This is a genomic window from Arthrobacter sp. CAU 1506 (assembly GCF_005047635.1).
In the GTDB taxonomy this organism is placed as follows: Bacteria; Actinomycetota; Actinomycetes; order Actinomycetales; family Micrococcaceae; genus Crystallibacter.
In genome coordinates, this window is the sequence record NZ_SUKC01000002.1 from 360,028 (window position 1) to 382,731 (window position 22,704).

Sequence of the window (22,704 nt, forward strand, 5' to 3'; positions counted from 1 at the left end):
CCAAGCACCACGAAGCACCACGGCCGTCAGGCAGACATCAACAGGCCCTTCCCGCAGACCAGTTCAGACCTGCGGGAAAGGCCTGGCCTTTCGAGGTGGTGGTCGACGCCCGGCGCTAACGGCCAGTTGCCGCGCCGGGGGTGATCAGACGCCGGGATGAACAGGCGAGGGCTCAGTCGACGTCACGGGTTCCAGCGACAGGTGCTGCTTCACGACCCCGGCCAACTCCTCGGCGGTGGCCTGCGCGGTTGCCATGTCCGCGGCCTCCACCATCACGCGGACCACGGGCTCCGTGCCGGACGGCCGCAACAGCACCCGTCCGGTCTCACCCAGTCGCGCGGAGGCTGCTTCGACCGCCGACTGAAGCGGCTGGTTGGTGGTGACGGCTGTTTTGTCCACGTCCTTGACGTTGATCAGGACTTGCGGAAGCCGGACCATCAGCTGGGCCAACTCGGACAGCGGTTTGCCGGTCTTGGCCAGCCGTGCTGCCAACTGAAGGCCGGTCAGCACGCCGTCGCCGGTGGTGGCGTAGTCCGAGAAGATCACGTGGCCGGACTGCTCGCCGCCCAGCGAGTAGCCATTGGCGCGCATGTTCTCCAGCACGTATCGGTCGCCCACCGCGGTTTCCTCAATCCGGATGCCGGCCTCCTGCAGCGCCAGCTTCATGCCGAGGTTGCTCATCACGGTGGCCACCAGGACGTCGTCCTTGAGCCGGCCCGCTTCGCGCAGGGCAAGCGCCAGGATGGTCATGATCTGGTCGCCATCCACCACTTCGCCACGCTCGTCCACGGCGAGGCAGCGGTCAGCATCGCCGTCGTGCGCAATGCCCAGGTCTGCACCATGCTCGACGACGGCGGCCTGCAGCCTCTCCAAGTGTGTGGAGCCAACGCCGTCGTTGATGTTCAACCCGTCCGGCTCGGCGCCCATCACCACAATGTCGGCACCGGCGGCGCGGAACACTTCCGGCGAGCAACCGCTGGCGGCGCCGTGGGCGCAGTCGAGGACTACCTTCAGGCCCTCGAGGCGGACCGGCAGGCTCTGCAGCAGATGCAGGATGTAGCGGTCCTCGGCATCGGAGAAGCGCTGGATCCGCCCCACCTCCGCACCCGTGGGCCGGACGCGCGGCCGCGACATCTCCTGCTCGATCGCGTCTTCGACCTCGTCGGGCAGCTTATGACCACCGCGGGCGAAGAACTTGATCCCGTTGTCCGGAGCCGGGTTGTGCGAAGCGGAGATCATGACGCCGAAGTCCGCATCCAGGTCCCCCACCAGATAGGCGGCAGCGGGTGTAGGCAGCACGCCGGCGTCGTACACGTCGACGCCGGAACTCGCCAAGCCGGCCTCGACCGCAGAGCTGATGAACTCGCCGCTGGCACGCGGATCCCGGGCGATAACCGCCGTCGGGCGCTTGCCGTTGTCAACTTGCCGGTGGCCCAAGACCACTGCGGCTGCCTGCGCAACTTGCAGCGCGAGCTCGGCAGTGATCAACCCGTTGGCCAGGCCGCGGACTCCGTCGGTACCAAATAATCTAGACATTGCGAATCATTTTACGGCAGGCTCCGGCCGGGACGTTTCACAACGTGTCGACCGCCACGTGAAGCTGCCAGCCGTGCCGGGTGGGTGCCGTCCGTATACAGCGGCGTCGCGGGAGTGGGCGCGCTGGGGATTCCGGTGTCACAGTTGAGGCGTCGCGGGAGCGGACCCCGGGGTCCCGGTGTCGCTGCTGCGGCGGCCCGAACCGGAGGGTGGATCCCGGCGTCGCTGCGGCGCGGGTCTGGGGCCTGAATGATCCCTGTGCCGCTGCGGCGCGGAACAGCCCACCTTACTGCTTAAACGGCCGCGAGGCCCCGCAGCAAATGCTGCGAGGCCTCGCGGTGGAAGCACAGACTTCCGAAGCGGTTTAGCGCTTCGAGTACTGGGGTGCCTTGCGGGCCTTCTTGAGGCCGGCCTTCTTGCGCTCGATGATGCGAGCGTCGCGGGTGAGGAAACCGGCCTTCTTCAGCGTCGGGCGGTTGTTCTCGCGGTCGATCTCGTTCAGCGCGCGGGCAACGCCCAGGCGCAGCGCACCGGCCTGGCCGGAGGGGCCACCGCCGTGGATGCGGGCGATAACGTCGTAAGCGCCTTCCAGATCCAGGATCTTGAACGGATCGTTCACTTCCTGCTGGTGCAGCTTGTTCGGGAAGTAGTTCGCCAGTTCGCGATCGTTGATGGTCCAGTTGCCGGAACCCGGAACCAGGCGCACGCGGGCAATGGCCTGCTTGCGGCGACCGACGGCAGCTCCGCCGACGGTCAGGGCCGGACGTTCCTTCTTGGCGGTCTCGGTGGCCTCGGATGACTCCGAGGTGTAGCTGGTGAGGGTTTCGCCCTCAGCAGCGGTGTTCAGCTCTTCAGCCACGATTCTCCTTGAATTAAGTTTCTAGTGGTGGCCGGCGCTACTGGGCGACCTGGGTGATTTCGAAAGTCTTCGGCTGCTGGGCAGCGTGCGGGTGCTCGGCACCCTTGTAGACCTTCAGCTTGGACAGCTGCTGGGCAGCCAGGGAGTTCTTCGGCAGCATGCCCCTGATGGCCTTCTCAACAGCGCGAACCGGGTTCTTTTCCAGCAGTTCGGCGTAGCTGACGGAGGACAGGCCACCCGGGTAACCGGAGTGGCGGTAGGCACGCTTCTTTTCGAGCTTGGCGCCGGTCAGGGCAACCTTCTCAGCGTTGATGATGATGACGAAATCGCCCATGTCCATGTGAGGAGCAAAGGTCGGCTTGTGCTTTCCGCGCAGCAGTGTTGCGGTCTGGCTGGCAAGACGACCCAGGACAACGTCGGTGGCGTCAATGACGTGCCACTGGCGGTTGATATCGCCGGGCTTCGGAGTGTACGTACGCACGGTTTTTGCCTTCGTTTGGTGTTCTTAGGTAGCGGCGCATTCTTCACAGAACGCACGCGCAAAGTTGGTGATGCGCTACCGGAACTTCAGGTGAGGACTGAAATCTAACCAGTGGCCCAGAGAGTCTCGGCTATCTCCGTGGATCAGGTTGGCCCTGCAACCGGGCCGTCTCACGGACATAGCGTATCGAGGTTGGACACGCACAACGACGATTAAGATTATCCTGCCGCCCCGGGTTAGGTCAAAAAGACTAAGAACGACGGCGGTTGGTCTCGCTGGTTGGACCCTGCCCGACCGACGGCCCGCGCCGACGGAGCACCCAGGGCGCAGAGACGACCGTGCAACCAGGGGCCGCCCCGGAACCGTCCTTCACGGTCGGAGCACACCGCGCTTCGCGACATGGCCACCGTTTGGGAAACGCGATGCCTGCAGACGCCAAGCCCCTTAGTGGGCCGGCTAAGAGGTCAACTCCCGCTGGTATCGGCGTTGCCGGCGGTATTCAGCCCCAAGAGGGCCTTGATGCGTTCCTCGGCCTCCGGCCCGCTCTGCGCGGCAGCCACATTGGCTTCGCTGACGGCCTGGACCACCTCATCGCGCTGGATTTTCACTCCGCGCGGGGCTTCGATGCCAAGGCGGACGCCATCGCGGCGGGCGTCCAGCACGGTGATGACAATGTCGTCACCGATCAGGATCCGCTCTCCGGGTTTTCGCGTCAGCACCAGCACCCATCAACTCTATCGCAGGAAAAACGCGGTTCGGCCGGGCCACGCTCGCCTGCCACCAAACGTGGTGAACCCATTAAGCAAGACGAGGGTCAGCACTATCTTTTACCGCAGGCTTATCTGGGGGTCCGGAGTCAGAGCCAGGCGGCTTCCGACGGCGCGCCGTCAATCCAGCCGACAGGAACGCCCAGGGTGTTGACGGTCTTCGGAGTGCTGGTGAGCCGGCTTCCGGTCACGGCCAGACCGTCGGGAACTACAACGCGCTGCACGGCCTGTACCCAGCGGTCCGTGTCCTCGGCCTTACGCCCGGCGTCCACGGCCAGCCAGATCTGGTCCGCTCCCAGGGCGGGCAGGATCGCAAGCATCTGGAGGGGCGGCGTCAGCGTGTTGCCCAGGCCAAACGCCACAAAGACGCTCTGTCCCCTTTCCACCCCGCGGGCGCGGGCACCGATGGCGCTGTTGCGGTCCTGCACCGGACGCCTGACGTCAGCAGCGTGCGAGCCGGCCATCCTGACCATGTTCCCGCCGCTGGAGATCCAGTCCGCAGCCTCCGACGGCGCGCCGTTGACGGCAGGCGCGGCGGCGGCCATGGCGTTGGCGGCCTCCAAGGCATTGCTTCCCTGGCCGATCACCAGCACCAGGTCACCGGGCCCGTACAGCGGCGCCGGAATGTCCGACACTGCGGCCGACCCCGGCCCCGTAACCTGTCTCGCCTCGTCCCGGTCCCCCGGTCCTGCCGCCGGCAAGATGCCGCTGTCGACGACGGTGCCTGCCACGACGTCCGGCTCGCCATCGGCGAGCCCCGGGCGGTGTGGCGCCGGTCCGGCGGCCTCCGGGTAGGCGCCCTGATGAGCCGTGGCGGACGCCGGGTTGGCCGCTGCAGTAGTTTCAACCGATGCACCGGCGGTGCCCGCCGCTTCGGCGTCGGATCCTTGGCCTTGCCCGGCCGCCGCTGACTCTGACGCGTCGTCGGGCTGTGGTTTCGGGTCGGTCCGCCGTCGGCCGAATCCGGGTCGTGCCGGACCATTCGCGGCACCCGTCGGCCCGGCACCCGGCGTCCCAGCACCCATCGGAGTGGCAACGGTCGGTGCGGCGCCCATCGGAGCGGCGCCAGACGCAATGACAGTCGACGCAGTGCCCGCTTCTGGGGTTCCCGCTTCCGGATGGCCCGCTTCCGGCCGCGCCATGCCCTGCGCGGCGACGTCGGTCCCGGGCTCCTCCAGTTTGGCACCCTTGGGCAGCCGGGTGGGCCGGGCGGTGTTGAACGTCAGGTTGTCCATGATTACCGCGAACTGGTCGGTATGCGTGGACACCTGCAGTTCGGGAGCCTTGCCGGGCAGCCGGGAGCCGTGCAATTGGGATTCGGCGAGCTCGGCGTCCGCCAGCAGCGCAGCGATGCCGGCGCGGGCCTTCTGGTCCAGCGCATGCTGTCCGCGCACGGACGGGGCAGGCAGTTCCACGGTGACTTCGTAGTGCTCCCGGGCGAAGAAGCCGCGGATGCCGCCGACCGTGACTTTCTCGGCGGCGACAATTTTCGCGTCGGGTCCGTGCTCGGCCAGTACTTGGGCTTTGAGCTCCTGCAGTGAAGCGCCCTTAAGCTGCAGCCGTCTGGCCGACACGCACTACCCCCACGGTCTCGATCTTCACATTCGCGGAGGTGACCTCCTGGTAGGACAGTACCGGAAGTCCCCCGGCCTGCGCCGAGACCAGCCGGCGGATGGCCGGGCGCAACGCGGGCGCGCAGACCAACACTGCGGTGAGCCCGTTGGCTTCCACCTTTTCCAGAGCATCCCGCAGCGACGCCAGCACGGCTTCGGTCCGGTCGGCCGAGAGCAGGATCTGCGTGCCCAGTTCGGATGGCCGCATGCCCTCCAGCATGGACTGCTCCAGCGTGGGATCGATCATGATGACCCGCAGCAGCTGCCCGTCCAGATACTGTGCGGTTAAGGCCGGCCCCAGAGCCTGCCGGGCGGCCTCGATCAGCCCCTCCGGATCGGTGGACGACTTGGCCTTGAGCGCCAGCGCTTCGTAGATACGCGGCAGGTCGTTGATCGGGATCTGCTCCGCCAGCAGCCCCTGCAGCACCCGCTGCACCTCGGCCAGCGAGAGCAGCGACGGCGTGAGTTCGTCGACGGCGGACGGGTTCACGGTCTTCACGCCTTCGGTCAGCACGCGCACGTCCTCGCGGGTGAGCAGCCGGGCCGCGTTGGCCGAGATCAGCGAGGACAGGTGGGTCACCAGAACCGAGACCCGGTCGATCACCGTGGCCCCGGTCATCTCCGCGCTGTGCCGCATCTCCGCCGGCACCCACTTGCCGGCCAGGCCGAACACCGGCTCCACCGTCGCGATGCCCGGCAGCGAGTCCAGGTTGTCGCCCAGCGCCAGCACCTTGCCGGCCGGGGCCTCGCCGCGGCCGGTCTCCACACCGGCAATCCGGATCGCGTAGGTGGACATCGGCAGGTCGATGCTGTCGCGGGTGCGCACCGGGGGCACCACGATGCCCAGTTCCATCGCGATCTTCCGGCGCAAGGCCCTTACCCGTGCCAGCAGGTCGTCCGACGCACCGGAGACCAGGTCCACCAGGTCAGGTGCCAGCTGGATCTCCAGCGCATGCACCCGCATCTGCTCGATCAGGTCCTCGGTAGTCTCCGAAGCGGGAGCCGAGGGACCCGCTTCGGCGGCAGCGGCGTCGTCGTCCTTGGCTTTGGCCGCCTCCGATGCCTTGAGCCGTTGCGACATGAAAATCAGGAACGCGCCCACCAGGATGAACGGGATCTTCGGCATGCCCGGGATCAGGGCCAGCAGAATGGCCGCGCCGCCGGCGATCATCAGCGCCTGGCGGGACTGGGTCAGCTGGTCGGACGCGTCCGAGCCCATCTCCGAATCCGCGTTGGAACGGGTCACCACCATGCCGGTGGACACGGCCATCAGCAGCGCCGGGATCTGCGTGACCAGGCCGTCGCCGATGGTCAGCAGCGTGTAGGTGCTGACCGCCTCGCCGATCTCCATGCCGCGCTGCAGCATGCCGATGGCAATGCCGCCGACGATGTTGATGATGATAATGATGATGCCGGCGATCGCGTCGCCCTTGACGAACTTGGACGCACCGTCCATAGCGCCGTAGAAGTCTGCCTCGGCGGATACCGCCGCACGGCGTTCGCGGGCCTGCACGTCGGTGATCAGGCCGGCGTTGAGGTCGGCGTCGATCGCCATCTGCTTACCGGGCATCGCGTCCAGCGTGAAGCGCGCGCCCACCTCGGCCACGCGCTCGGCGCCCTTGGTGACCACCACAAACTGGATGACCACCAGGATCAGGAACACCACCGCACCGATGATGATCGACCCGCCCACGGCCACATGCCCGAAGGCCTCGATCACCTGTCCGGCGTACCCGTCGCCCAGCACCAGCCGGGTCGACGCCACGTTCAGGCCCAGCCGGAACAGCGTGGCCACCAGCAGCAGCGACGGGAACACGGAGAAGTCCAGAGGCTTCTTCACGAACATGGTGGTCAGTAGGATCACCAGCGCCAGCAGAATGTTCACGATGATCAGCACATCCAGCAGCCCGGCCGGGATGGGCACCACCAGTAGCAGGATGATGCCCACCACGCCCATGGGGACAGCGAGCTTGGAGAGGTTGCGGTTCATCAGTCACCTCCAGGCGACGGTAGGGACAAGGCACGTCGGCCCTGCGGGGTTGCAGCATGGGCGGCAGCATCGGCATCGGTCATCGCCGGTTCCGCCATAGTGTGGACGCCTGCGGCCGCGCTGGCCGAGGTGCCGCGGGCCTTCAGGCTCATCACGAAGGCCAGCACGCGGGCCACGGCGTTGTAGAGCTCCAACGGGATTTCCTGCCCGATCTCGCAGGCCGCGTGCAGGGCCCGCGCCAGCGGCACATCACGGACCACCGGCACCTGGGTGGTCTCCGCCTCCTCACGGATGCGGGCCGCAATGATGCCGGCTCCCTTGGCCACCACGCGCGGCGCGGATTTGCCCGGTTCGTATTTCAGCGCCACCGCGTAGTGCGTCGGGTTCACCAGCACGACGTCGGAGCCGCCTACCGCGGCAATCATGCGGTTCCGGCTCATCGCCAACTGCCGCGAGCGCCGCTGCGACTTGATCAGCGGATCGCCTTCGGAGTTCTTGTTCTCGTCCCGGACTTCCTTCTTGGTCATCCGGGTCTTCTTCCGGTTGCGCCGGATCACCACCATCACGTCCAGTGCGGCCAGGATGAGTCCGGCGATGATCGCCGTCTGCAGCAGTCCGACGGTGCCGGCGCCGGCGGCGTCCAGCAGTGAGGACACCGAGAGCCCGCCGGCGGTCATCAGTACCGGCACCAGCCCCTGCACCACAAAGTAGAGGGCAAGCCCCACCACGACGGTCTTCAGCAGCGCCTTCACGCCCTGCCAGAGCGCCTGCATGCCGAACACCTTTTTAAGCCCGTTGACCAGGTTGAACTGCTGGGTTTCCGGCTTGAACTTCTTCCAGTGGATGCCGCCCTGCAGCGCCGCGCCGGCCACGATCACCGCGACCACGGCCAGGAACATCGGCGTGAGCGTGTACATGATGGTGCCCAGCCCGTCCTCCAGCGCCTTGACCACCAGACCGGGATCCGGCGACGCGATCATCCGCGTGACGGTGAACATCTGGTCGGTGCCGGCCTGCGAGGCCCGATCGATGGTCATCGGCAGCATCACGGCCGCGGCGCCGATGCCCAGCCAGGCCGTCAGGTCCTGGGACTTGGAGAGCTGGCCCTTTTGGCGGACTTCCTTCAGCCGCTTGGGAGTGGCTTGTTCTGTCCGTTCTTCGGAAGTTTCCTGCGACACCTAGCCCACCCCCGTCAGCGCTGTCACGGCCTGGCCGGCCAGCGAGGAGACGATCCGCGGCAGCGCCACGAACACCACGCCGCCCAGCATCAGGGTCAGGAAGATTTTCAAGGGAAAGCCCAGCGCAAACGCGTTCAGCGCCGGGGCCACGCGGGTGAGCAGGCCCAGGCCGGCGTCGGCCAGGAACAGCACCACCAGCAGCGGCCCGGCGATCTGCACCGCGGCCAGGAACATCTGGGTCACGCCGGTGATCATCAGCTGCACCGGTTCGGTCAGGTCCACTCCCCCGGCCAGCGGCAGCGCGGTGAAGCTGCGAGCCAGCCCGCCGATGATCAGTTGGTAGCCGTCGGAGGCGAAGAGCAGCGCCAGCGCGGCCATTTGGAACAGCCGGGTGAACTGCGCGCCGTTGACCATGGACTGCGGATCGAACGCCTGCGCCATCGAGAAACCGCCGAACAGGTCGATCAGTGTGCCCGCGGATTGCACCGCAGAGAAGACCAGGAACACCAGGAAACCCAGCAGCGCGCCCACCAGGATCTCCAGCACCAGGGCGCCGAAAAACCCGGCGGTGTCCAGCGGCTCGTACCCGTTGACCACCCGCGGCGACACCGCCAAGGCCAGCCCGACGCCGAGCATGGCCTTGACCCGGGCCGGAATGGCTCCGTACGAAAACGGCGGGGCAATGAGCAGGAACGCCACCATGCGGACTCCTGCCAGCATGGTGGCCTCGATCCACGCTTGGTCAAGCGGGATGTTCATTATCCGCCGCCGAGCAGGCCGGGGATTTTCTCGAACATTTCCTGGGTGAAGGAGACCATCTCGGAGATCATCCAGTGTCCGCAGATGAGCAGTGCCACCGCCACGGCAACCGCCTTGGGCACGAAGGAGAGCGTAATTTCCTGGATCTGCGTCATGGACTGCACCAAGGAGACGGCGAAGCCCACCACCAGCGCGGTGACCAGCACGGGTGCGGAGAGCTTGGCGGCGATCAGCAGGCCCTGCAGGCCGATGTCCAGGACGGCGTTTGTATCCACAGCTAGGTACCGTAACTTCCGACCAGGGCGGTGATGATCAGGCCCCAGCCATCCACCAGCACGAAGAGCAGGATCTTGAACGGCAGCGAGATCATCACCGGCGGGAGCATCATCATGCCCATGGACATCAGCGCCGAGGCGACCACCAGGTCGATCACCAGGAACGGCACGAAGATCACGAACCCGATGATGAACGCGGCACGCAGTTCCGAAATCATGAAGGCCGGAATCAGGGTCTGCAGCGGCACTTCCTCCGGGTTGGCCGGGTTGGGCATGTCCGCCGCCCGCATCATCAGCGCCAGATCTTCTTGCCGGGTGTGCGCCAGCATGAAGTTCTGCAGCGGTGCGGCAGCGGCCGAGACCGCATCGGTGAATGTCTCGGTTCCTTCCATGTACGGTTGCACGCCGAGCTCGTTCACCTGGGTCAGCACCGGCCACATGATGAACAAGGACAGGAACAGTGCCAGCCCGGCGAGCACCTGGTTCGGCGGGATCGACGGCAGCGACAGGGCGTTCCGGGTCATCGCCAGCACCACGAAGATCTTGGTGAACGACGTCATCATCAGCAGCAGTGCCGGGGCCACCGACAGCAACGTGATGCCCAGCAGCGTGATGACCGCCGACGACGGGGTGCCGTTGGGACCGTTGATCTCCACCGAGAAGCCGCCGTCACCGTCCGGTGAACCCGGCTCCGTGGGCGCCAAAGGGTCAATCGGAGGTACAGGCGCGACTGGCGATGCGAAAGCTGAAGGAGCGTTGAGGAGCGCGGCAGCTACGGCAAAAAGCACTGCCAGCAGTAGTGCCAGGAGTGCTGTGGTGGCCAGACGGGGCCAGCGGCCTGCCGTGAGGGCCGGAGTGCCGGTGGTGCTCAACGCGAACGGACCTGCTTCAGCGCTTCGGCCGTCTGCTTCCACGTGGACGGAGAAAGGATGGATCCTGCCAACGGGGAGTCCGGCACCTGATCCTGCCAGCTGGCCGACCGGGATGCGCGGCGGCCGGTGCGCTCGGAACGGCGCCCGCCGTCGATCGGGTACAGCCCGGCGTGCCGCAGCGGAATCACGTCGGTGTCCTGGCTCGGTTCTTCGAATGCTGGGCCGTCGAGTTCCTGGTCGCCCATCGACTGGTCGTAGCCGTACGTGTCCGTCTCCACCGGTTGCGGTTGCGCTGCGGCACGACGCGCCGCGCGGCGCGGGAGGTCGAAGGATCCGGCAGCGGGTGCTGCGGAGGAGCCGGCCACCGCGGCATCAAACACGTTGGCAGGACCGGCGGCATCGCGCGAGGCAGAGCCTCCGGTTCGGCCGTTGCCGGCAGCGAAGCCATGGGCACCGTCCGTGAAATCGGCACCGGCGGCAGGTGCCGCGGCACGGCGTGGCGAGGCACCGCCGTCGTACTGGGCTGATGTCTGGGCTGCTGCCCGGTCAGTGGCCATCGCACGCGAAGGGGCGCGGCCTGCGGTTTGGCCCTTGCCGGCGGCACGGCCGGTGGCCGCTTCCAGCAGCCGGGCGAAGCTGTCCGAAGCGGTCTGCGAGGCCCGGTGGGATGGCTGCGCCTCTTCCTCCGCCGGAGCCTCGCGGGTGTCGAGTACACTCACGGCCTGGTCGGTCACGCCCAGCAGGAAGCGCTGGCCGTCGGCATCCACCACCACAACCGAAGCCTTCGGCCCGATGGTTTGACGTTCCACCACACGCACCAGCTTGCGCGCGCCGGTGCGGGCGCCGCGGCTGAAGCGGCGCTGCAGCACCCAGAGCAGTCCGAGCACCACGGCCAGCGAGAGCGCTACCCGCAGTGCAAGGACCACGGTCTCCATTTAGAGAAGTCCTTCGGGCACATCGAGGATCTTGGTGATGCGCACGGCGTAGTCCTGGTCGACGACGACGACCTCGCCATGCGCAATCAGGCGGCCGTTGAGCAGCACATCTGCGGGGGCACCGGCCGAGCGATCCAGTTCAATCACGCCGCCCGGTTCCAGGTTCAGCACATCGCGCACCGACATCCGGGTCCGGCCGATCTCCACGGTCAACGCCATCTCCACGTTGTTGATGCGCCCCAGCTTGGCCAGCACGGACTCGTCCACACCGTTGCCCGCATGATTCTCGCGCAGCCGGATGGCGAACCAGCCGCCTGCCTCGCCGTCTCCGCCGGTGAGCTTGAAGACTGCGGCTTCCGGGTCGGAGAACAACGCCGCGGCGTTGGCCACGTGGGCCTCCCCCAGCACGCCGGCGCCGAGCACCGACGTGGCCGCTTCCAGCGCCGGGCGCAGCAGGTCCGCGGCGGAAACCAGCGGGGAATCGGTACCGGCGGCCGCGGCCAGCGCGGCCTGATCGGCCACCACCAGCGCCACATCGGCGGACGTGCCGCCCACGAAAGAACCGACGACGGCGGAGGCCACCTGCCCGGGCAACGGCCCGCCCTCGTCCTGGCGGACCGCGTACAGCGGAGTGTTGGTGGGCAGCAGCCCCAGGAGCGCGTCGGCGGCAGCAGCCTGCAGGGTCTGGGTCTGTGTCATCGGGCATTCTCCTCGGTTGTAACAATGACTCCGGCCAAGCGGTTGCCGTTGGCGCCGACGGCGGCATGGGCCAGACATTCGCCGTTGATGGCAACATCCAGCGGACGGTGCTGCGGGTGCGGCAGCGGCAGCAGGTCCCCGATCGACAGGTCAAGGACCTGGCCAGGACGGACCCGCATGGGGGCAAACTGCAGTGACACATCCACGGGGATCTGCACCAGCTGGGTCTCGAGCAGTTTGCGGGCGTTGGCAGGGCTGCTCAAGGCGAACGAATCGCGCAATTGGGTCAGCAGCACCTCGGCCGGGATGGCCACCGTGGCCGGTGCGGCCAGATCGCCCACGCGGATCTCGAACGTCGCCACGATCATCAGGTCGTTCGTGGCGGCCGCCTGGGCGAACTGCGAGTTGTAGTGGATCTGGTCCAGGCTGATCGGCGTGGTCAGCAGCGAGCCGAGGGAGTAGCGCAGGTCCTCCAGCGCATCTTCCATCAGCCGGCTGACCAGGGCCTGTTCAATCTGGGTGAACTTGCGGTCCGGGTAGTTGTGGGTGCCGTTCCCGCCCAGCATGTGGTCCACCCAGGTCATCGCGGCCTTGGTGGGGAACTGGATCACCGCTTTTCCGGTGATGTCATCCAGGGCGCAGAGCACCATCGCGGTACTGGCCGGCAGCGAGGCCGCGTACTCGTCGTAGGTCTGCATCTGGACCTGCTCTGAGGTCACCGTGCAGATCACGCGGACCTTTGCGGTCAGCTGGGTGCCCCACTGGCGGGCGAAGGTTTCGAAGGCCAGTTCCAGCACGCGCGAGTGCTCGCGCGCCAGAGTGGTCGGCCTCCGGAAGTCGTACACTTCGACGGCTCTGGCCGGCTTTTCGGGCGCGCTAGATTGCACATGTTCCTGGACCGTCACAGCAGGCACTATCGGCAGCTTTTTCCCGGTCGTTAGGAGTCCGGGAAGTGTGATGCACCTGGGTTGCCGAATTGCTCCCCCGCACGAGCACGCGCCAGCGGCAACTGCTGCTGGTGCTCCGGCTTCAGCAGCCAATCCCGCGTTAGCAGCCAGCGTCAGCCGCCAGGGGCCCCGTCAGTGACTGCCGGAATTTCCGCCCGCCTCAGTGGCCGTGGGAATTTCCGGCTGCCTCAGTGATCGTCGGACTTTCCGCCCGCCTATGTGGCCGTCGGAATTTCCGGCTGCCTCAGTGATCGTCGGATTTTCCGCCCGCCTATGTGGCCGTCGGAATTTCCGGCTGCCTCAGTGATCGTCAGACTTTCCGCCCGGCGCCGGTGAATAGGTGGCGCTCGGGCCCGGACCGACTTTGCCGTCGCCTCCGGTTACTACTTCGCCACCGCCGGAGCCTCCGGCGCCAGGCTCGCCGGCCACCCGCTCGGCCGACTTGCCTTCGGAGCCTTCGGCCTCGGCCGCAGCCTTTGCCGCCGCGTCGGCTTCGGCCGCCTTCTTGGCCGCTTCCGCCCGTTCGGCGGCAGCATCCTTGGCGGCACCGGCCGGGTCCTTGAGCACCTCGGGCATCAGATTGCGGATGGCCTCGGGCTGGCCGGAGAGCACCACGATGTCCACGCGGCGGTTCATCGCCAGGTCCTCGTCGCTCCCGCTGGTCTTCAACGGCCTGGACTCACCGAACCCCACAGCGGAGATCCGGTTCGACACGACGCCGCTGTCCTCCACCAAATGCCGCAGCACATTCACTGCCCGCTCGGAGGAGAGTTCCCAGTCCAGGGCCCCCGGGTCCAGATGGCGCACCTGCGCCGTGTGGCCCTCGACCTTTAGTTCGTATGAAACAGGCTTGAGCACGGGTCCCACCACATTGAGGATCCTGATGGTCTGCCGCGTGAGTACGGGTGAATCCGGTTCGAAGAACGTTTCGCTGCCGATCAGGCGGACGGTCAGGCCGCGTTCATCCAGTTGGAAGCGGACCGCCTTTTCCAGGTTCTCTTCCTGCAACCCCTTGGTGATTTTCTCCTGGATGCTGCGCAGGTCGCTGACTTCCTCGATGGCCAGATCCAGATCGGTCTTCCGCTCGCCTTCGGTGTCTTCCTCGGCGTCGCCCGCGGTGAAGCCTTGCCCGTCTTCGTCGATGAGGTCGGGAGGAACCACTACACCCTCAGCCGTATCGACCGTCTGGGTCCGCACCACGCCAAAGCCGGTAGCCAGAGAGTTGGCCAGCTGCTGGAACTTGGCCGCATCGACCGTGGACATCGCGAAGAGGACGATGAACATACACATGAGGACGGTGACCATGTCCATGTAGGACGCCATCCACCGCTCGTCCGGGTGCTCGTCTTCTTCTTCGAGCGGCCGACGCGGACGCCGTGACTTCATGCCGCCTTGGCCTCTGGCTTGCCGTCAGACTTACCGGACTTGTTTTCCTTGCCCGGTTTGCCGGCGCCCATCTCATGTGCAGGAACCATGGCCCGCAACCGCTCCCCCAGCAGACGCGGCTGACTGCCGGCTTGTACGGCCAGCATGCCTTCCATCAGCAGGGTCATGCGCTCGGTTTCCAAGTCGGAGAGGCGCTTCAGCTTGCCGCCGATCGGCAGCCAAATGAAGTTGGCGGAGAGCAGGCCCCACAGCGTTGCCACGAACGCCGTCGCAATCATCGGTCCGAGGGTGTCCGGCGTGGACAGGTTTTCCAGCACGTGGGTCAGCGAGACGACTGTGCCGATAATGCCGATGGTCGGTGCATAGCCGCCCATGCTCATGTAGAACTTCGAGGACTGGCGATCGGCGCGGGCTTTCGTGCTGATCTCGTCTTCGAGGAGGATCCGCAGTTCCTCGCCGTCGGTGCCGTCGGCAATGTTCTGCAGCGCCCGCTGCATGAACGGGTCCTTCTCCTCGGTAGCCTCGGCATCGAGCGCCAGGAGCCCCTCACTGCGAGCCTTCTCGGCCAGCTCGACCACCCGGTCAATGACTACCTGAGGCTTCGCAACCTTGCCGGTGAAAGCCCGTGGCAGCGCCTTGAACGCCTGGAGTCCATCCTTGAGCGTCGTGCTGGCCAAGCCCACGGCGATAGTAGCGCCGAAGACCAGAATCATGGGGGCCGGGATGAGGAGCGCCTCGACGTGTGCACCCTCAAGGGTGATCATCGCGTAGAGCGAGCCGAAGGCCAGCAGGAGGCCAATAAGTGTTGCGGGATCCATTTACGTATTCCTAGGGCGCAGCGGCACAGTGTTACCGGAGTCCCCGGATTCGTCTCCGGAAGCCGGCGCCGCGGGGGGCACAAGGCCGAGTTGGGGGTGGCTGTGCTGGTGGACTGAAGGCGGCAGCTCACGGGCCAGATGCAGCACGTAGGCGCGGTAGCTGGCGATCATCTCGATGACCTGGCTCAACGTCTCGGTGACGATGTACTTTGCTCCGTCTACCATCACCAGCGTGGTGTCCGGGTTGGCATGGATGCGCTCAATAAGGTCAGGGTTGACCGCAAACTGGCTGTCATTCAGCCGCGTTACTACGATCATCAGCCCATCCCAGGTTTCTCGAGGGCTCCGGTGAGCCGCTACCTACTACCTTCGGCCGCGCACGCCCCGCGGTTAGCTAAGCGGGCCGGTTGTCAGATGTGTCACCCCGCGCGGATGGGTCGGAACAGTCGCTGATTCCTATTGATTGGAATGCGCCACGCGTCTGCTCAAGCACCGGTGGGTGGGTTGCGCTTCGCTTGGGCGGCGGTGGTGCCCCTCCCATGGGCATCGCCTTTCCCTTGGGCGGACCGCCCGCCGTTGGGCGGAGCCCCTCCATTGGGCGTCGGCGCCATTCCCTTAGGCGGAGCCGTCCTTCACTTCGGGCGACGGTTGAGCACTCTCTGAGGCCGTTTCGCACCATGGCAGGGGGCACCGGCGGAGCCGACTCTACTCTGGTGTGCGGAGTGGTTGGGGTGGGATGTGGGTTTGCCAGTAGGTGTTGCGCAGGGGTTGGCGGTCGGGGTCGATGTAGTCGGGCGGGGTGAACCAGGGGATGCCGTCGCGGACGGTGATGTTCCAGTTGCCTTGCTCGATCAGGTCGTGGTGGAGGCCGCAGAGGCAGACGCCGTTGTTGACCTCGGTGCGGCCGCCGGCCCACCAGGGCACGATGTGGTGCGCTTCGGTCCAGAACGCGGGCATGGTGCAGCCCGGGAAGGCGCAGCCTTTGTCCCGGATGAGCAGTGCGCGGCGGATTGCCCGGTTGAAGAACCGTTGCGACCGGCCCAGGTCCAGGACTTCGCCTTGGGAGCCGAGGATCGCGGGGATGATCTCGGCGTCGCAGGCCATCCGGCGCACCGTTTTGGCCGAGACCGGGCCGTTGAATACCGCGTTGCCGCCGCCGGTGAGCAGCCCGGCGAGTTGTTCGTAGCCGGCGGTGACCATGACCTGGGTGCGGTGCCCGCCGGAGTCCGGGAGCCGGCCGGTGTTCAACGCGATCCGGCAGGCACCGACCAGCCCGGCCAGCAGCTTCTGCGCCCTCGTGAAATCATCCAGTCCTTCCAAGACGGCCGGATCCACCACGCCGCTAGCTGACTCTGCCTCCCCAGGATCGCCATCTTCCTCGCGCAGAGGTGTGGGCGAGGCAGAGCCCTTCTCGGTGCGGCGGTCGTCTTCGCTTCCAGCCACCGCGATACCGGTCCCGGTCTCCGTGGGGCCAGCGTGCCCGGCGTTGCCGATAGTGCCGGGGGCCGGGGTGCCGTCCCCGTGCAGGCCTGCGTCGGTGGCCCCGCTTTCGCGCGGGTTGCTGCCGGAAGGGCTGGTGGCGGCGGTTTCGATGGCGTCGGATTGGATGCGGGGGTTCGCGGCGCTGTTCATCACGGTGGCGAGGGCTTCGTATTGGTCGTCGGTGGTGTTGATGACGAACTGGTGCAGTCCGCGCCGGCGTCCGCGGTAGAACATGCCCTGCCGGGACCGCAGTTCCTCCTCCGAGGGCTCGGCACCGTCCTGGTCGACCGCTGTCTCCCAGGTCTTGGCGACCATCGCCAGCGTATCCGCGTCGGTCTCGGCGGCCTGCCGGACCAGTGACGCTTCCATCGCCTCCAACGTCCCAGGATCGGGCGCGGCGTGGCGGGCACGGCCGATGGAGTCGGTGACCAGGGCCGCGGCGCCGCCGCTGATCTCCCCGGCGGCCATCGCTTCCGCCAGCACGGGCAGGGCCGGGGTGCCGGGTTCGCCGTCGAACCGCACCGGCGCGGTCACCGCCTTGCCGACCCGCAGCCGGCGCCGGGCTTCGATGATGCTGATCCCCAGCCTCGAGCGCAGGTACTCGGCGTTGTTCCGGAACTCGGTCTTTCGCCGCCGCTGCTTCGTACCCGCACCGCCCGGCCCCGCGATGTCCGGCCCCGCCGGCTCAAGGCCTACGGGGTGGTCCGAAGCGTCGCCGGCACTGATCGCCGCGGCCGGGTCCGCCCACCCCGCCTCGCCGGCATCAGGCGTGCCAGCAAGGGTGCTGGTGGTGGTAGCCGCGGTTTCTCCGTTCGCGGCGATGTCGGCACTCTCCACCGCGTGTGCGCCGACGGCCTGCAGGAACTCCACGACCTTCGAAACGTCCTCGACAGCCGCTACCGTGTTGGCCAGTTCCCGGGTGCTCAGCGCCCCGGACCCGGAGGTGAAACGGGCGGCGATATCCTGCAGCAGCGCACGCACCGCGGAGAGGGATTCCTCCATCTCCCCGGTCCGGTGCAACGGTGCAAGCGCCATACCACAATTTTATTCGCACACACTTTCGACCCGCCATCGAAACAGCCCAATGTGTAGGGATAGTGAGACGGCCGCTGTGGCATCAGAAGCCAGAGGAATCCCCCGGGCGAAGAAAAGCGGCCGCCTGCGAACGGTGCAGACGGCCGCTGCAGCTGCCCGCGAACGGTCGGGCAGCTGCACTTCGGTGGTGGCTTGAAGCCTCCGGATTAGCGCTTCAGATTGGTCAGTTCCTGCAGCACTTCGTCGGAGGTGGTGATGATGCGTGCGTTGGCCTGGAAGCCACGCTGCGCAACGATCAGGTTGGTGAACTCCTGAGACAGGTCCACGTTGGACATTTCCAGCGAGCCGCCGGCCAGCGTGCCGAGGCCGCCCGTGCCTGCAGTGCCCAGCTCAACCTGGCCGGAGTTGGCCGTAGCGCGGTACGACGACGAGCCTGCCTTTTCGAGGCCGCCCGGGTTGGTGAAGTTGGCCAAGGCGATACGACCAACGACAGCCTGCTGGCCGTTGCTGAAGGAGCCCATGAGGGTTCCGTCATTGGCCATCGTGAAGGACTCAAGTGCGCCCGCGGCGCGGCCGTCCTGACTCTCGAAGCCGACAGTGGTCATGCCGGCATAGCCGGTCAGCGTTGAGAGATCCACGGCAACGTTGCCGGCAGGTGTGACGACGGCGTTCTGGGCGCCGTTGAGGGACAGCGTTCCGTCAGCGGCAAGATCGAGCGTGGCCACGGCGGCTCCGCCGTTAGAGTTCGTCACGGTCCAGCCGTTCGTGGTTCCATCATTCACGCGCGTGAAGGTCAGGGACATAGTCGTCTTCGTGCCATCAGCTGTGTAAATCTCAATGTCGCGGACCAACGCATCGCCGTCCTTCGCATCGGCGGGGAGGTTGCCCGAGAGTTCTGCAGCGGTGGTCGCTTTCGCTTCCGAAATCGCTTCCGGGGAAAGATCGATGGGACCAATGGGTCCGCCGACCGGGATCTGGCCGTTCACGGCCATCCATCCCTGCAGAATCGCGCCATCCGGCGACACCAAGCGTCCGGTGGAGTCCAACTCAAACGCGCCGGCACGGGTGTACAGCTGCTCGCCGCCCTTGGTGGTGACGAAGAAACCGTCGCCGGAGATCATCATGTCGGTGGCCTTGCCGGTGGCCTGAGAGGAGCCCTGGGTGAAGTTGGTGGAGATGCCGGCAACCTGCACGCCGAGACCCACCTGAGCCGGGTTGGTGCCGCCGGCCTGGGCCTGCGGGCCGCCTGCGCCCTGGGTCATCTGGGACAGCGTGTCCTGGAACTGGACCGAGGAGGCCTTGAAGCCGGTGGTGTTGACGTTGGCGATGTTGTTGCCGGTGACATCCAGCATGGTCTGGTGCGACCGGAGACCGGAAATTCCGGAGTAGAGCGAGCGGAGCATGATCAGCGCCTTTCGGATCGTGGAACGGACGAGTGATTCAGTGACTGGGAAAATCTGATGTTTGCGAAAGCGGAGTTAGGGCACAACAATTCAGGCGGCGCCCCCACTGGTCCCCGTGGCGCCGGTCCCCGCGCCGTCGGTGCCCGAGCCACCAGAGGAGGGAGCGCCGTCGTCACCCGAACCGGGATCCCCCGGCGTGGCTGCGTTGATCCCGGCAATCAGATCCAACGGGATCTCCTTGCCGTCGACGATCACCTGCGGAACCGGCCCGGCGTAGGACACCGAGGTGGCCGTGCCGGTAATCAGCGCGCCGTCCTGGCCGTAGTAGCTCACCTGCTGACCCACCAACGCCGCGGCCACACCGCGCATTTGCAGCGAGAAGTTCTCCTCGCTGGTGGTGGTCATGGTGGCGATGCTCTCCATCATGGCCAGCTGCGTGCTCTGCGAGATCATCTGGTTGGTGTCCATCGGCGAGCTGGGGTCCTGGTTTTGCAGCTGGGTGACCAGCAGGTGCATGAACATCTCGCCGTCCATGGTCTGCTTCGGCGCACGCGTGGGAGGCGTGGTGTACATCCCGGTGGCCGCGACGGGCGTGACTGAGTCGGTGGGCATGGTTCTCCTTGTCTCAGGCCAGCACGTCGAGGCTGGTCGAAATCCCGTAGGGACGTCTTAGGGCGGATGGATCGGTAGTGTCCGTGGCGGTGTCTGTTCCGGTGCCTGTTCCGGAGGTTGTTCCCGGCCGGCCGTCTTGGCCTTGCGAGCTGCCGGAGGGCCTGCCGTCGGGACCGAACTGCATGCCTGGGCGGGCATCGTTGGGCCGGTTCTGGTTGGACAAGTCCAGGTTGGCGTTCATGCCGGTGGACGCGAGGTCGCGTTTCAGCTCGGACATGATGGCGCGCAGGGCATCGCGTCCGGCGTCGTTCGGTGCGAAGAGCTCCACCCGCACGCCCTCCCCCGTCACGTGCGCACGGACCGTGACCGGCCCCAGATTGTCCGGTGTGACGCTGATGGTCATCACGTGCTCGCCCGGCTTGGCCTGCGCCAGGGTGAACAGTGGTCGTGCCACCTGCGCGGTGAAGGGCAACTGCTGGTGTGGCGGGACGGGAGCAGGTGCCGCGGTCGGAGCCGTTGCCGCCGGCTGCGACACCGGGGCGGGCTGGGCCGCGACCGGAACCTGGCCGTTGGCCGGTAGCTGTTCCGCGTCGGCCCGTACACCGGTGGCCGAGGCCAGGGCTGTGGCTGCGGCCGTTGCCCCGGATACTGCTGCAGCCGCTCCAGCTGGCCCCGTTCCAAGCCCGGTTTGGCCAGGAAGTACGACGCCGGTGGGCAGCTGGGTAGCTACGGTCGCCTGTGCCGGTGGCTGGGTCGGGGCGGAGTCTGACGCGGACGGGGCCGCAGTCTGATTTTGTGATTCCCCGGCACCAACCGCGACGGCGGCGGTTGCGGTCACGCCGGCCGCGCTCCCTGAGGCTGAGCTGGTTGCGAGTGCCGCGGAGGCAGCGCCAGCAGCCGGAGAGCCGGTGACGGCCGCCGAGCTGGCGGCGGCGAGGGCATTCGAAGTTGCGGTGCCCACACCTTGGGCTCCGGCTTCTCCGGCTCCCCCTGATGAGAGGCCAAGGCCGGGAACCGCGTTGGCCGCAACGGGCTCGCCGGCACCAACCTGGGGCGCAGCCTGGCCGGCAGGACTCGCGGCACCACCGGCTGCACCGGTCCCGCCACCGGCAGCGGCTAGCGTGGCAACCCCGTCACCGGTGCCGCCGTCGCTCGCTGAGCCTGTGGTCAGGCCCGCAAGTCCATCAGCCGGGCCGGCCGCAGACACCGCGGCTTCTCCCGCGGCTGGAGAGCCGGTTGCCATGTCGCCTGCGGGAAGGATGTGGCCGCCCGCCAACGGCCAGGCCAGCGGAGCATCGACGGGCTGCGCAGCAGTTCCTTCAGGAGCCTTAGCACCGCCGGACGGGGCAGCGGCAGGCCCGGTCGTCGCCTTGTCTCCGGAGCCAGACGCGGCACCGGCGCCGGGCTGAGCCGACACGCTTCCGGTGCCTCGCTGAGCAGCGCCAGAGGCAGGCTGAGCCGAACCGATGCCGGCCCCAGCCGGCGCGGATCCGGTCTGCCCGGTGGCCCCGCCGGCAGGCTTGCGGCCCCCGGTGGAGGCAGCGGCGTCGTACTTGGAAGGCTTGTAGGCAGACCCCTGCTGAAGCGCGTCCTGCATGGCGGAATCGAAGCCGGAGCCGGTGGATCGCGCACCCGACGCATTGCCGGCGCGGGACGGCGCGGCGGCAGCGATAGGCAGGGAATTCAGCGGGAGGCTCATGCTCTCTGTCCTGTCGCCATGGCTGCCTGTGCGGTGGCCAGCAGATCGGTCAATGGTCCGGAACCCGAAGCGCCCTGGCCGGAGAGCATGGCGGCAAGGCCGGTGTTCCCGGTCTGGCCTGACAGCATGGCGCTGATCGCTCCGGAGGTGCCGTTCTGGCCGCTGAGCATGGAGGTCAACCCAGTGGACGTGGAGAGCTGGGCCGCACCGATCAGTTCGGTCAGCGCGCGCTGCTGGTCCGCGGTCAGTGCGGTTGAGCCCGGCGCAACACCGGCAACAGCACCAAAGACGGCCCCAAGCCCGCCCGCGGCGCCCAGCCCGCCCGCGGCGCCCAACCCTCCGGCGCCCTGGACGGTGGGTTCATCGGGCAGGATGCGGCGGATGGTGGTGATGTTGGAATCGTTCTCCCACGCGTCGCGGACCTTGATGGTGTCGCCGGGCTGCGGGGCATCGATGGCCTTGCCGTTGCCCAGGTAGATGGACACATGGCCGCCGTCGAAGCTGAAGAGCAGGTCGCCAGGCTTGGCATCGGCCATGGAGGCTACCGGCGTGCCTTCTTTCATCTGATCCCAGGTGACGCGCGGCAGGTCAATGCCGATGTCACGGAAGGCATGCTGCACGAAGGAGGAGCAGTCCAGCCCGACGGAAGCATCGTTGCCGCCCCAGACGTAGGGCAGGCCCACATACTTCTCGGTGGCGGCGATCAGTTCGGCCGCGCTGCCGGTCGCGGCGCCCGACGCCACGGCGGTCGGGCCGCCTACAACGGAGCTGCGGGACGCGGCAGTCAGTGCATCGGCAAAGGTGCTGGCCGCGCTGCCCCCGGTTGAGCTGCCGGCGGACGTGCCGGAAGCGGTCTCGGTGGCAACGGCGGGCTGGGCCAGCTGTGTCAGGGTGGACTGGATCTGCTGGATCCGGCCCATGGCATCAGTCATGCTCATCGTCCGTCACCGCCCCGGGCGCCGATGGACAGCTCGTCCAGGATCAGCTGCTCGCGGCGGAGCTCTTCGACTGCCTCGGCCTGGGCATGCCGGGTTTCCAGCTTCTCCAGCCCCACGGACTGCTTGCGCACGGCGAGGAACTCCTGCTGCGCCTGCTGGGCCTCGTGCTGCCGGGTCCGGTCCAGGTTCTCCAGATCGGCCAGCATGCTGCGCGAGGAGGACCGGGCGGCTGCCACGGCATGGAGCGTGGCGGCGTCCGAGACCTCGCTGATGATCTCGCCCAACTCGTTCCGGGCGGCGACCACCCGGGCACCGGACTCGCGGGCGCGGTTGTTCGCGGCGGCGAGGTTGCCGGCGGCTTGGTCCTGCTGGAGCTGGCGCAGCCGCAGCAGTCCGGCCAGGGGGAAAGATCGAGCCATC

22 protein-coding genes are annotated in these 22,704 nt (G+C 67.2%); all 22 read right to left on the reverse strand.

Annotated features, from left to right (window positions below; all coding sequences use genetic code 11):
• Positions 1-144 precede the first annotated feature (144 nt).
• Positions 145-1,536: a phosphoglucosamine mutase gene (gene glmM / locus E4J89_RS04330; RefSeq protein ID WP_136784859.1), complete on the reverse strand. Its 1,392-nt coding sequence runs from the start codon at positions 1,534-1,536 to the stop codon at positions 145-147.
• Positions 1,537-1,900: 364 nt separating this feature from the next.
• Entirely contained in the window at positions 1,901-2,395 is a 495-nt protein-coding gene (gene rpsI, locus E4J89_RS04335; RefSeq protein ID WP_205754396.1) for a 30S ribosomal protein S9, read from the reverse strand.
• A 37-nt stretch (positions 2,396-2,432) separates the two neighbouring features.
• Positions 2,433-2,876, reverse strand: coding sequence for a 50S ribosomal protein L13 (rplM, locus tag E4J89_RS04340; protein ID WP_136784861.1), 444 nt, complete (start codon positions 2,874-2,876; stop codon positions 2,433-2,435).
• A gap of 464 nt (positions 2,877-3,340) precedes the next feature.
• Positions 3,341-3,601, reverse strand: a complete 261-nt coding sequence (locus tag E4J89_RS04345; RefSeq protein ID WP_136784862.1) for a carbon storage regulator — start codon at positions 3,599-3,601, stop codon at positions 3,341-3,343.
• Between the two features lie 131 nt (positions 3,602-3,732).
• On the reverse strand, positions 3,733-5,217 hold the full coding sequence (locus E4J89_RS04350) for a hypothetical protein (protein ID WP_136784863.1): 1,485 nt from the start codon (positions 5,215-5,217) through the stop codon (positions 3,733-3,735).
• On the reverse strand, positions 5,192-7,246 hold the full coding sequence (locus E4J89_RS04355; RefSeq protein ID WP_136784864.1) for a flagellar biosynthesis protein FlhA: 2,055 nt from the start codon (positions 7,244-7,246) through the stop codon (positions 5,192-5,194). Before E4J89_RS04355 ends, E4J89_RS04350 begins: the two co-directional genes overlap by 26 nt.
• Entirely contained in the window at positions 7,246-8,424 is a 1,179-nt protein-coding gene (locus E4J89_RS04360; protein WP_136784865.1) for an EscU/YscU/HrcU family type III secretion system export apparatus switch protein, read from the reverse strand. The genes E4J89_RS04355 and E4J89_RS04360 overlap by 1 nt, the downstream gene beginning before the upstream one ends.
• Complete coding sequence (locus E4J89_RS04365) at positions 8,425-9,183, reverse strand: flagellar biosynthetic protein FliR (RefSeq protein ID WP_136784866.1); 759 nt, start codon at positions 9,181-9,183, stop codon at positions 8,425-8,427.
• Positions 9,183-9,458, reverse strand: coding sequence for a flagellar biosynthesis protein FliQ (gene fliQ, locus E4J89_RS04370; protein WP_136784867.1), 276 nt, complete (start codon positions 9,456-9,458; stop codon positions 9,183-9,185). The genes E4J89_RS04365 and fliQ overlap by 1 nt, the downstream gene beginning before the upstream one ends.
• 2 nt (positions 9,459-9,460) lie before the next feature.
• The gene (fliP, locus tag E4J89_RS04375) at positions 9,461-10,264 is read right to left on the reverse strand and encodes a flagellar type III secretion system pore protein FliP (RefSeq protein WP_136785017.1); all 804 of its coding nucleotides are present in this window, start codon (positions 10,262-10,264) and stop codon (positions 9,461-9,463) included.
• Positions 10,265-10,326: 62 nt separating this feature from the next.
• On the reverse strand, positions 10,327-11,265 hold the full coding sequence (locus tag E4J89_RS04380; protein ID WP_136784868.1) for a flagellar biosynthetic protein FliO: 939 nt from the start codon (positions 11,263-11,265) through the stop codon (positions 10,327-10,329).
• Positions 11,266-11,964 (reverse strand): flagellar motor switch protein FliN, encoded by a 699-nt coding sequence (gene fliN, locus E4J89_RS04385; protein ID WP_136784869.1) that lies wholly within the window; start codon positions 11,962-11,964, stop codon positions 11,266-11,268.
• Positions 11,961-12,878, reverse strand: a complete 918-nt coding sequence (locus E4J89_RS04390) for a flagellar motor switch protein FliM (RefSeq protein WP_240691701.1) — start codon at positions 12,876-12,878, stop codon at positions 11,961-11,963. Before E4J89_RS04390 ends, fliN begins: the two co-directional genes overlap by 4 nt.
• A 333-nt stretch (positions 12,879-13,211) precedes the next feature.
• Positions 13,212-14,297 carry a flagellar motor protein MotB gene (locus tag E4J89_RS04395; protein ID WP_136784870.1) on the reverse strand — a complete coding sequence of 362 codons (1,086 nt, stop codon included), beginning with the start codon at positions 14,295-14,297 and terminating at the stop codon, positions 13,212-13,214.
• The gene (locus tag E4J89_RS04400; RefSeq protein ID WP_136784871.1) at positions 14,294-15,115 is read right to left on the reverse strand and encodes a MotA/TolQ/ExbB proton channel family protein; all 822 of its coding nucleotides are present in this window, start codon (positions 15,113-15,115) and stop codon (positions 14,294-14,296) included. The genes E4J89_RS04395 and E4J89_RS04400 overlap by 4 nt, the downstream gene beginning before the upstream one ends.
• Positions 15,116-15,433 carry a flagellar FlbD family protein gene (locus tag E4J89_RS04405; protein WP_136784872.1) on the reverse strand — a complete coding sequence of 106 codons (318 nt, stop codon included), beginning with the start codon at positions 15,431-15,433 and terminating at the stop codon, positions 15,116-15,118.
• Positions 15,434-15,820: 387 nt separating this feature from the next.
• Positions 15,821-17,632, reverse strand: coding sequence for an HNH endonuclease signature motif containing protein (locus E4J89_RS04410; RefSeq protein ID WP_136784873.1), 1,812 nt, complete (start codon positions 17,630-17,632; stop codon positions 15,821-15,823).
• A gap of 206 nt (positions 17,633-17,838) precedes the next feature.
• On the reverse strand, positions 17,839-19,035 hold the full coding sequence (locus E4J89_RS04415) for a flagellar hook protein FlgE (RefSeq protein WP_136784874.1): 1,197 nt from the start codon (positions 19,033-19,035) through the stop codon (positions 17,839-17,841).
• A gap of 90 nt (positions 19,036-19,125) precedes the next feature.
• On the reverse strand, positions 19,126-19,647 hold the full coding sequence (locus E4J89_RS04420; protein WP_136784875.1) for a flagellar hook capping FlgD N-terminal domain-containing protein: 522 nt from the start codon (positions 19,645-19,647) through the stop codon (positions 19,126-19,128).
• Positions 19,648-19,660: 13 nt separating this feature from the next.
• Complete coding sequence (locus E4J89_RS04425; RefSeq protein ID WP_136784876.1) at positions 19,661-21,346, reverse strand: flagellar hook-length control protein FliK; 1,686 nt, start codon at positions 21,344-21,346, stop codon at positions 19,661-19,663.
• Positions 21,343-22,284, reverse strand: coding sequence for a C40 family peptidase (locus E4J89_RS04430; protein ID WP_136784877.1), 942 nt, complete (start codon positions 22,282-22,284; stop codon positions 21,343-21,345). The genes E4J89_RS04425 and E4J89_RS04430 overlap by 4 nt, the downstream gene beginning before the upstream one ends.
• The gene (locus E4J89_RS04435; protein WP_136784878.1) at positions 22,281-22,703 is read right to left on the reverse strand and encodes a flagellar FliJ family protein; all 423 of its coding nucleotides are present in this window, start codon (positions 22,701-22,703) and stop codon (positions 22,281-22,283) included. Before E4J89_RS04435 ends, E4J89_RS04430 begins: the two co-directional genes overlap by 4 nt.
• Between the last annotated feature and the right edge of the window lies 1 nt (position 22,704).

Excerpts from the sequence above, each read along its gene's own strand:
- glmM (WP_136784859.1), bottom strand. The coding sequence starts at position 1,536 with ATGTCTAGATTATTTGGTACCGACGGAGTCCGCGGCCTGGCCAACGGG.
- E4J89_RS04355 (WP_136784864.1), bottom strand. The coding sequence starts at position 7,246 with ATGAACCGCAACCTCTCCAAGCTCGCTGTCCCCATGGGCGTGGTGGGC.
- E4J89_RS04365 (WP_136784866.1), bottom strand. The coding sequence starts at position 9,183 with ATGAACATCCCGCTTGACCAAGCGTGGATCGAGGCCACCATGCTGGCA.
- E4J89_RS04380 (WP_136784868.1), bottom strand. The coding sequence starts at position 11,265 with ATGGAGACCGTGGTCCTTGCACTGCGGGTAGCGCTCTCGCTGGCCGTG.
- fliN (WP_136784869.1), bottom strand. The coding sequence starts at position 11,964 with ATGACACAGACCCAGACCCTGCAGGCTGCTGCCGCCGACGCGCTCCTG.
- E4J89_RS04395 (WP_136784870.1), bottom strand. The coding sequence starts at position 14,297 with ATGAAGTCACGGCGTCCGCGTCGGCCGCTCGAAGAAGAAGACGAGCAC.
- E4J89_RS04400 (WP_136784871.1), bottom strand. The coding sequence starts at position 15,115 with ATGGATCCCGCAACACTTATTGGCCTCCTGCTGGCCTTCGGCTCGCTC.
- E4J89_RS04405 (WP_136784872.1), bottom strand. The coding sequence starts at position 15,433 with ATGATCGTAGTAACGCGGCTGAATGACAGCCAGTTTGCGGTCAACCCT.
- E4J89_RS04410 (WP_136784873.1), bottom strand. The coding sequence starts at position 17,632 with ATGGCGCTTGCACCGTTGCACCGGACCGGGGAGATGGAGGAATCCCTC.
- E4J89_RS04415 (WP_136784874.1), bottom strand. The coding sequence starts at position 19,035 with ATGCTCCGCTCGCTCTACTCCGGAATTTCCGGTCTCCGGTCGCACCAG.
- E4J89_RS04420 (WP_136784875.1), bottom strand. The coding sequence starts at position 19,647 with ATGCCCACCGACTCAGTCACGCCCGTCGCGGCCACCGGGATGTACACC.
- E4J89_RS04425 (WP_136784876.1), bottom strand. The coding sequence starts at position 21,346 with ATGAGCCTCCCGCTGAATTCCCTGCCTATCGCTGCCGCCGCGCCGTCC.
- E4J89_RS04430 (WP_136784877.1), bottom strand. The coding sequence starts at position 22,284 with ATGAGCATGACTGATGCCATGGGCCGGATCCAGCAGATCCAGTCCACC.
- E4J89_RS04435 (WP_136784878.1), bottom strand. The coding sequence starts at position 22,703 with ATGGCTCGATCTTTCCCCCTGGCCGGACTGCTGCGGCTGCGCCAGCTC.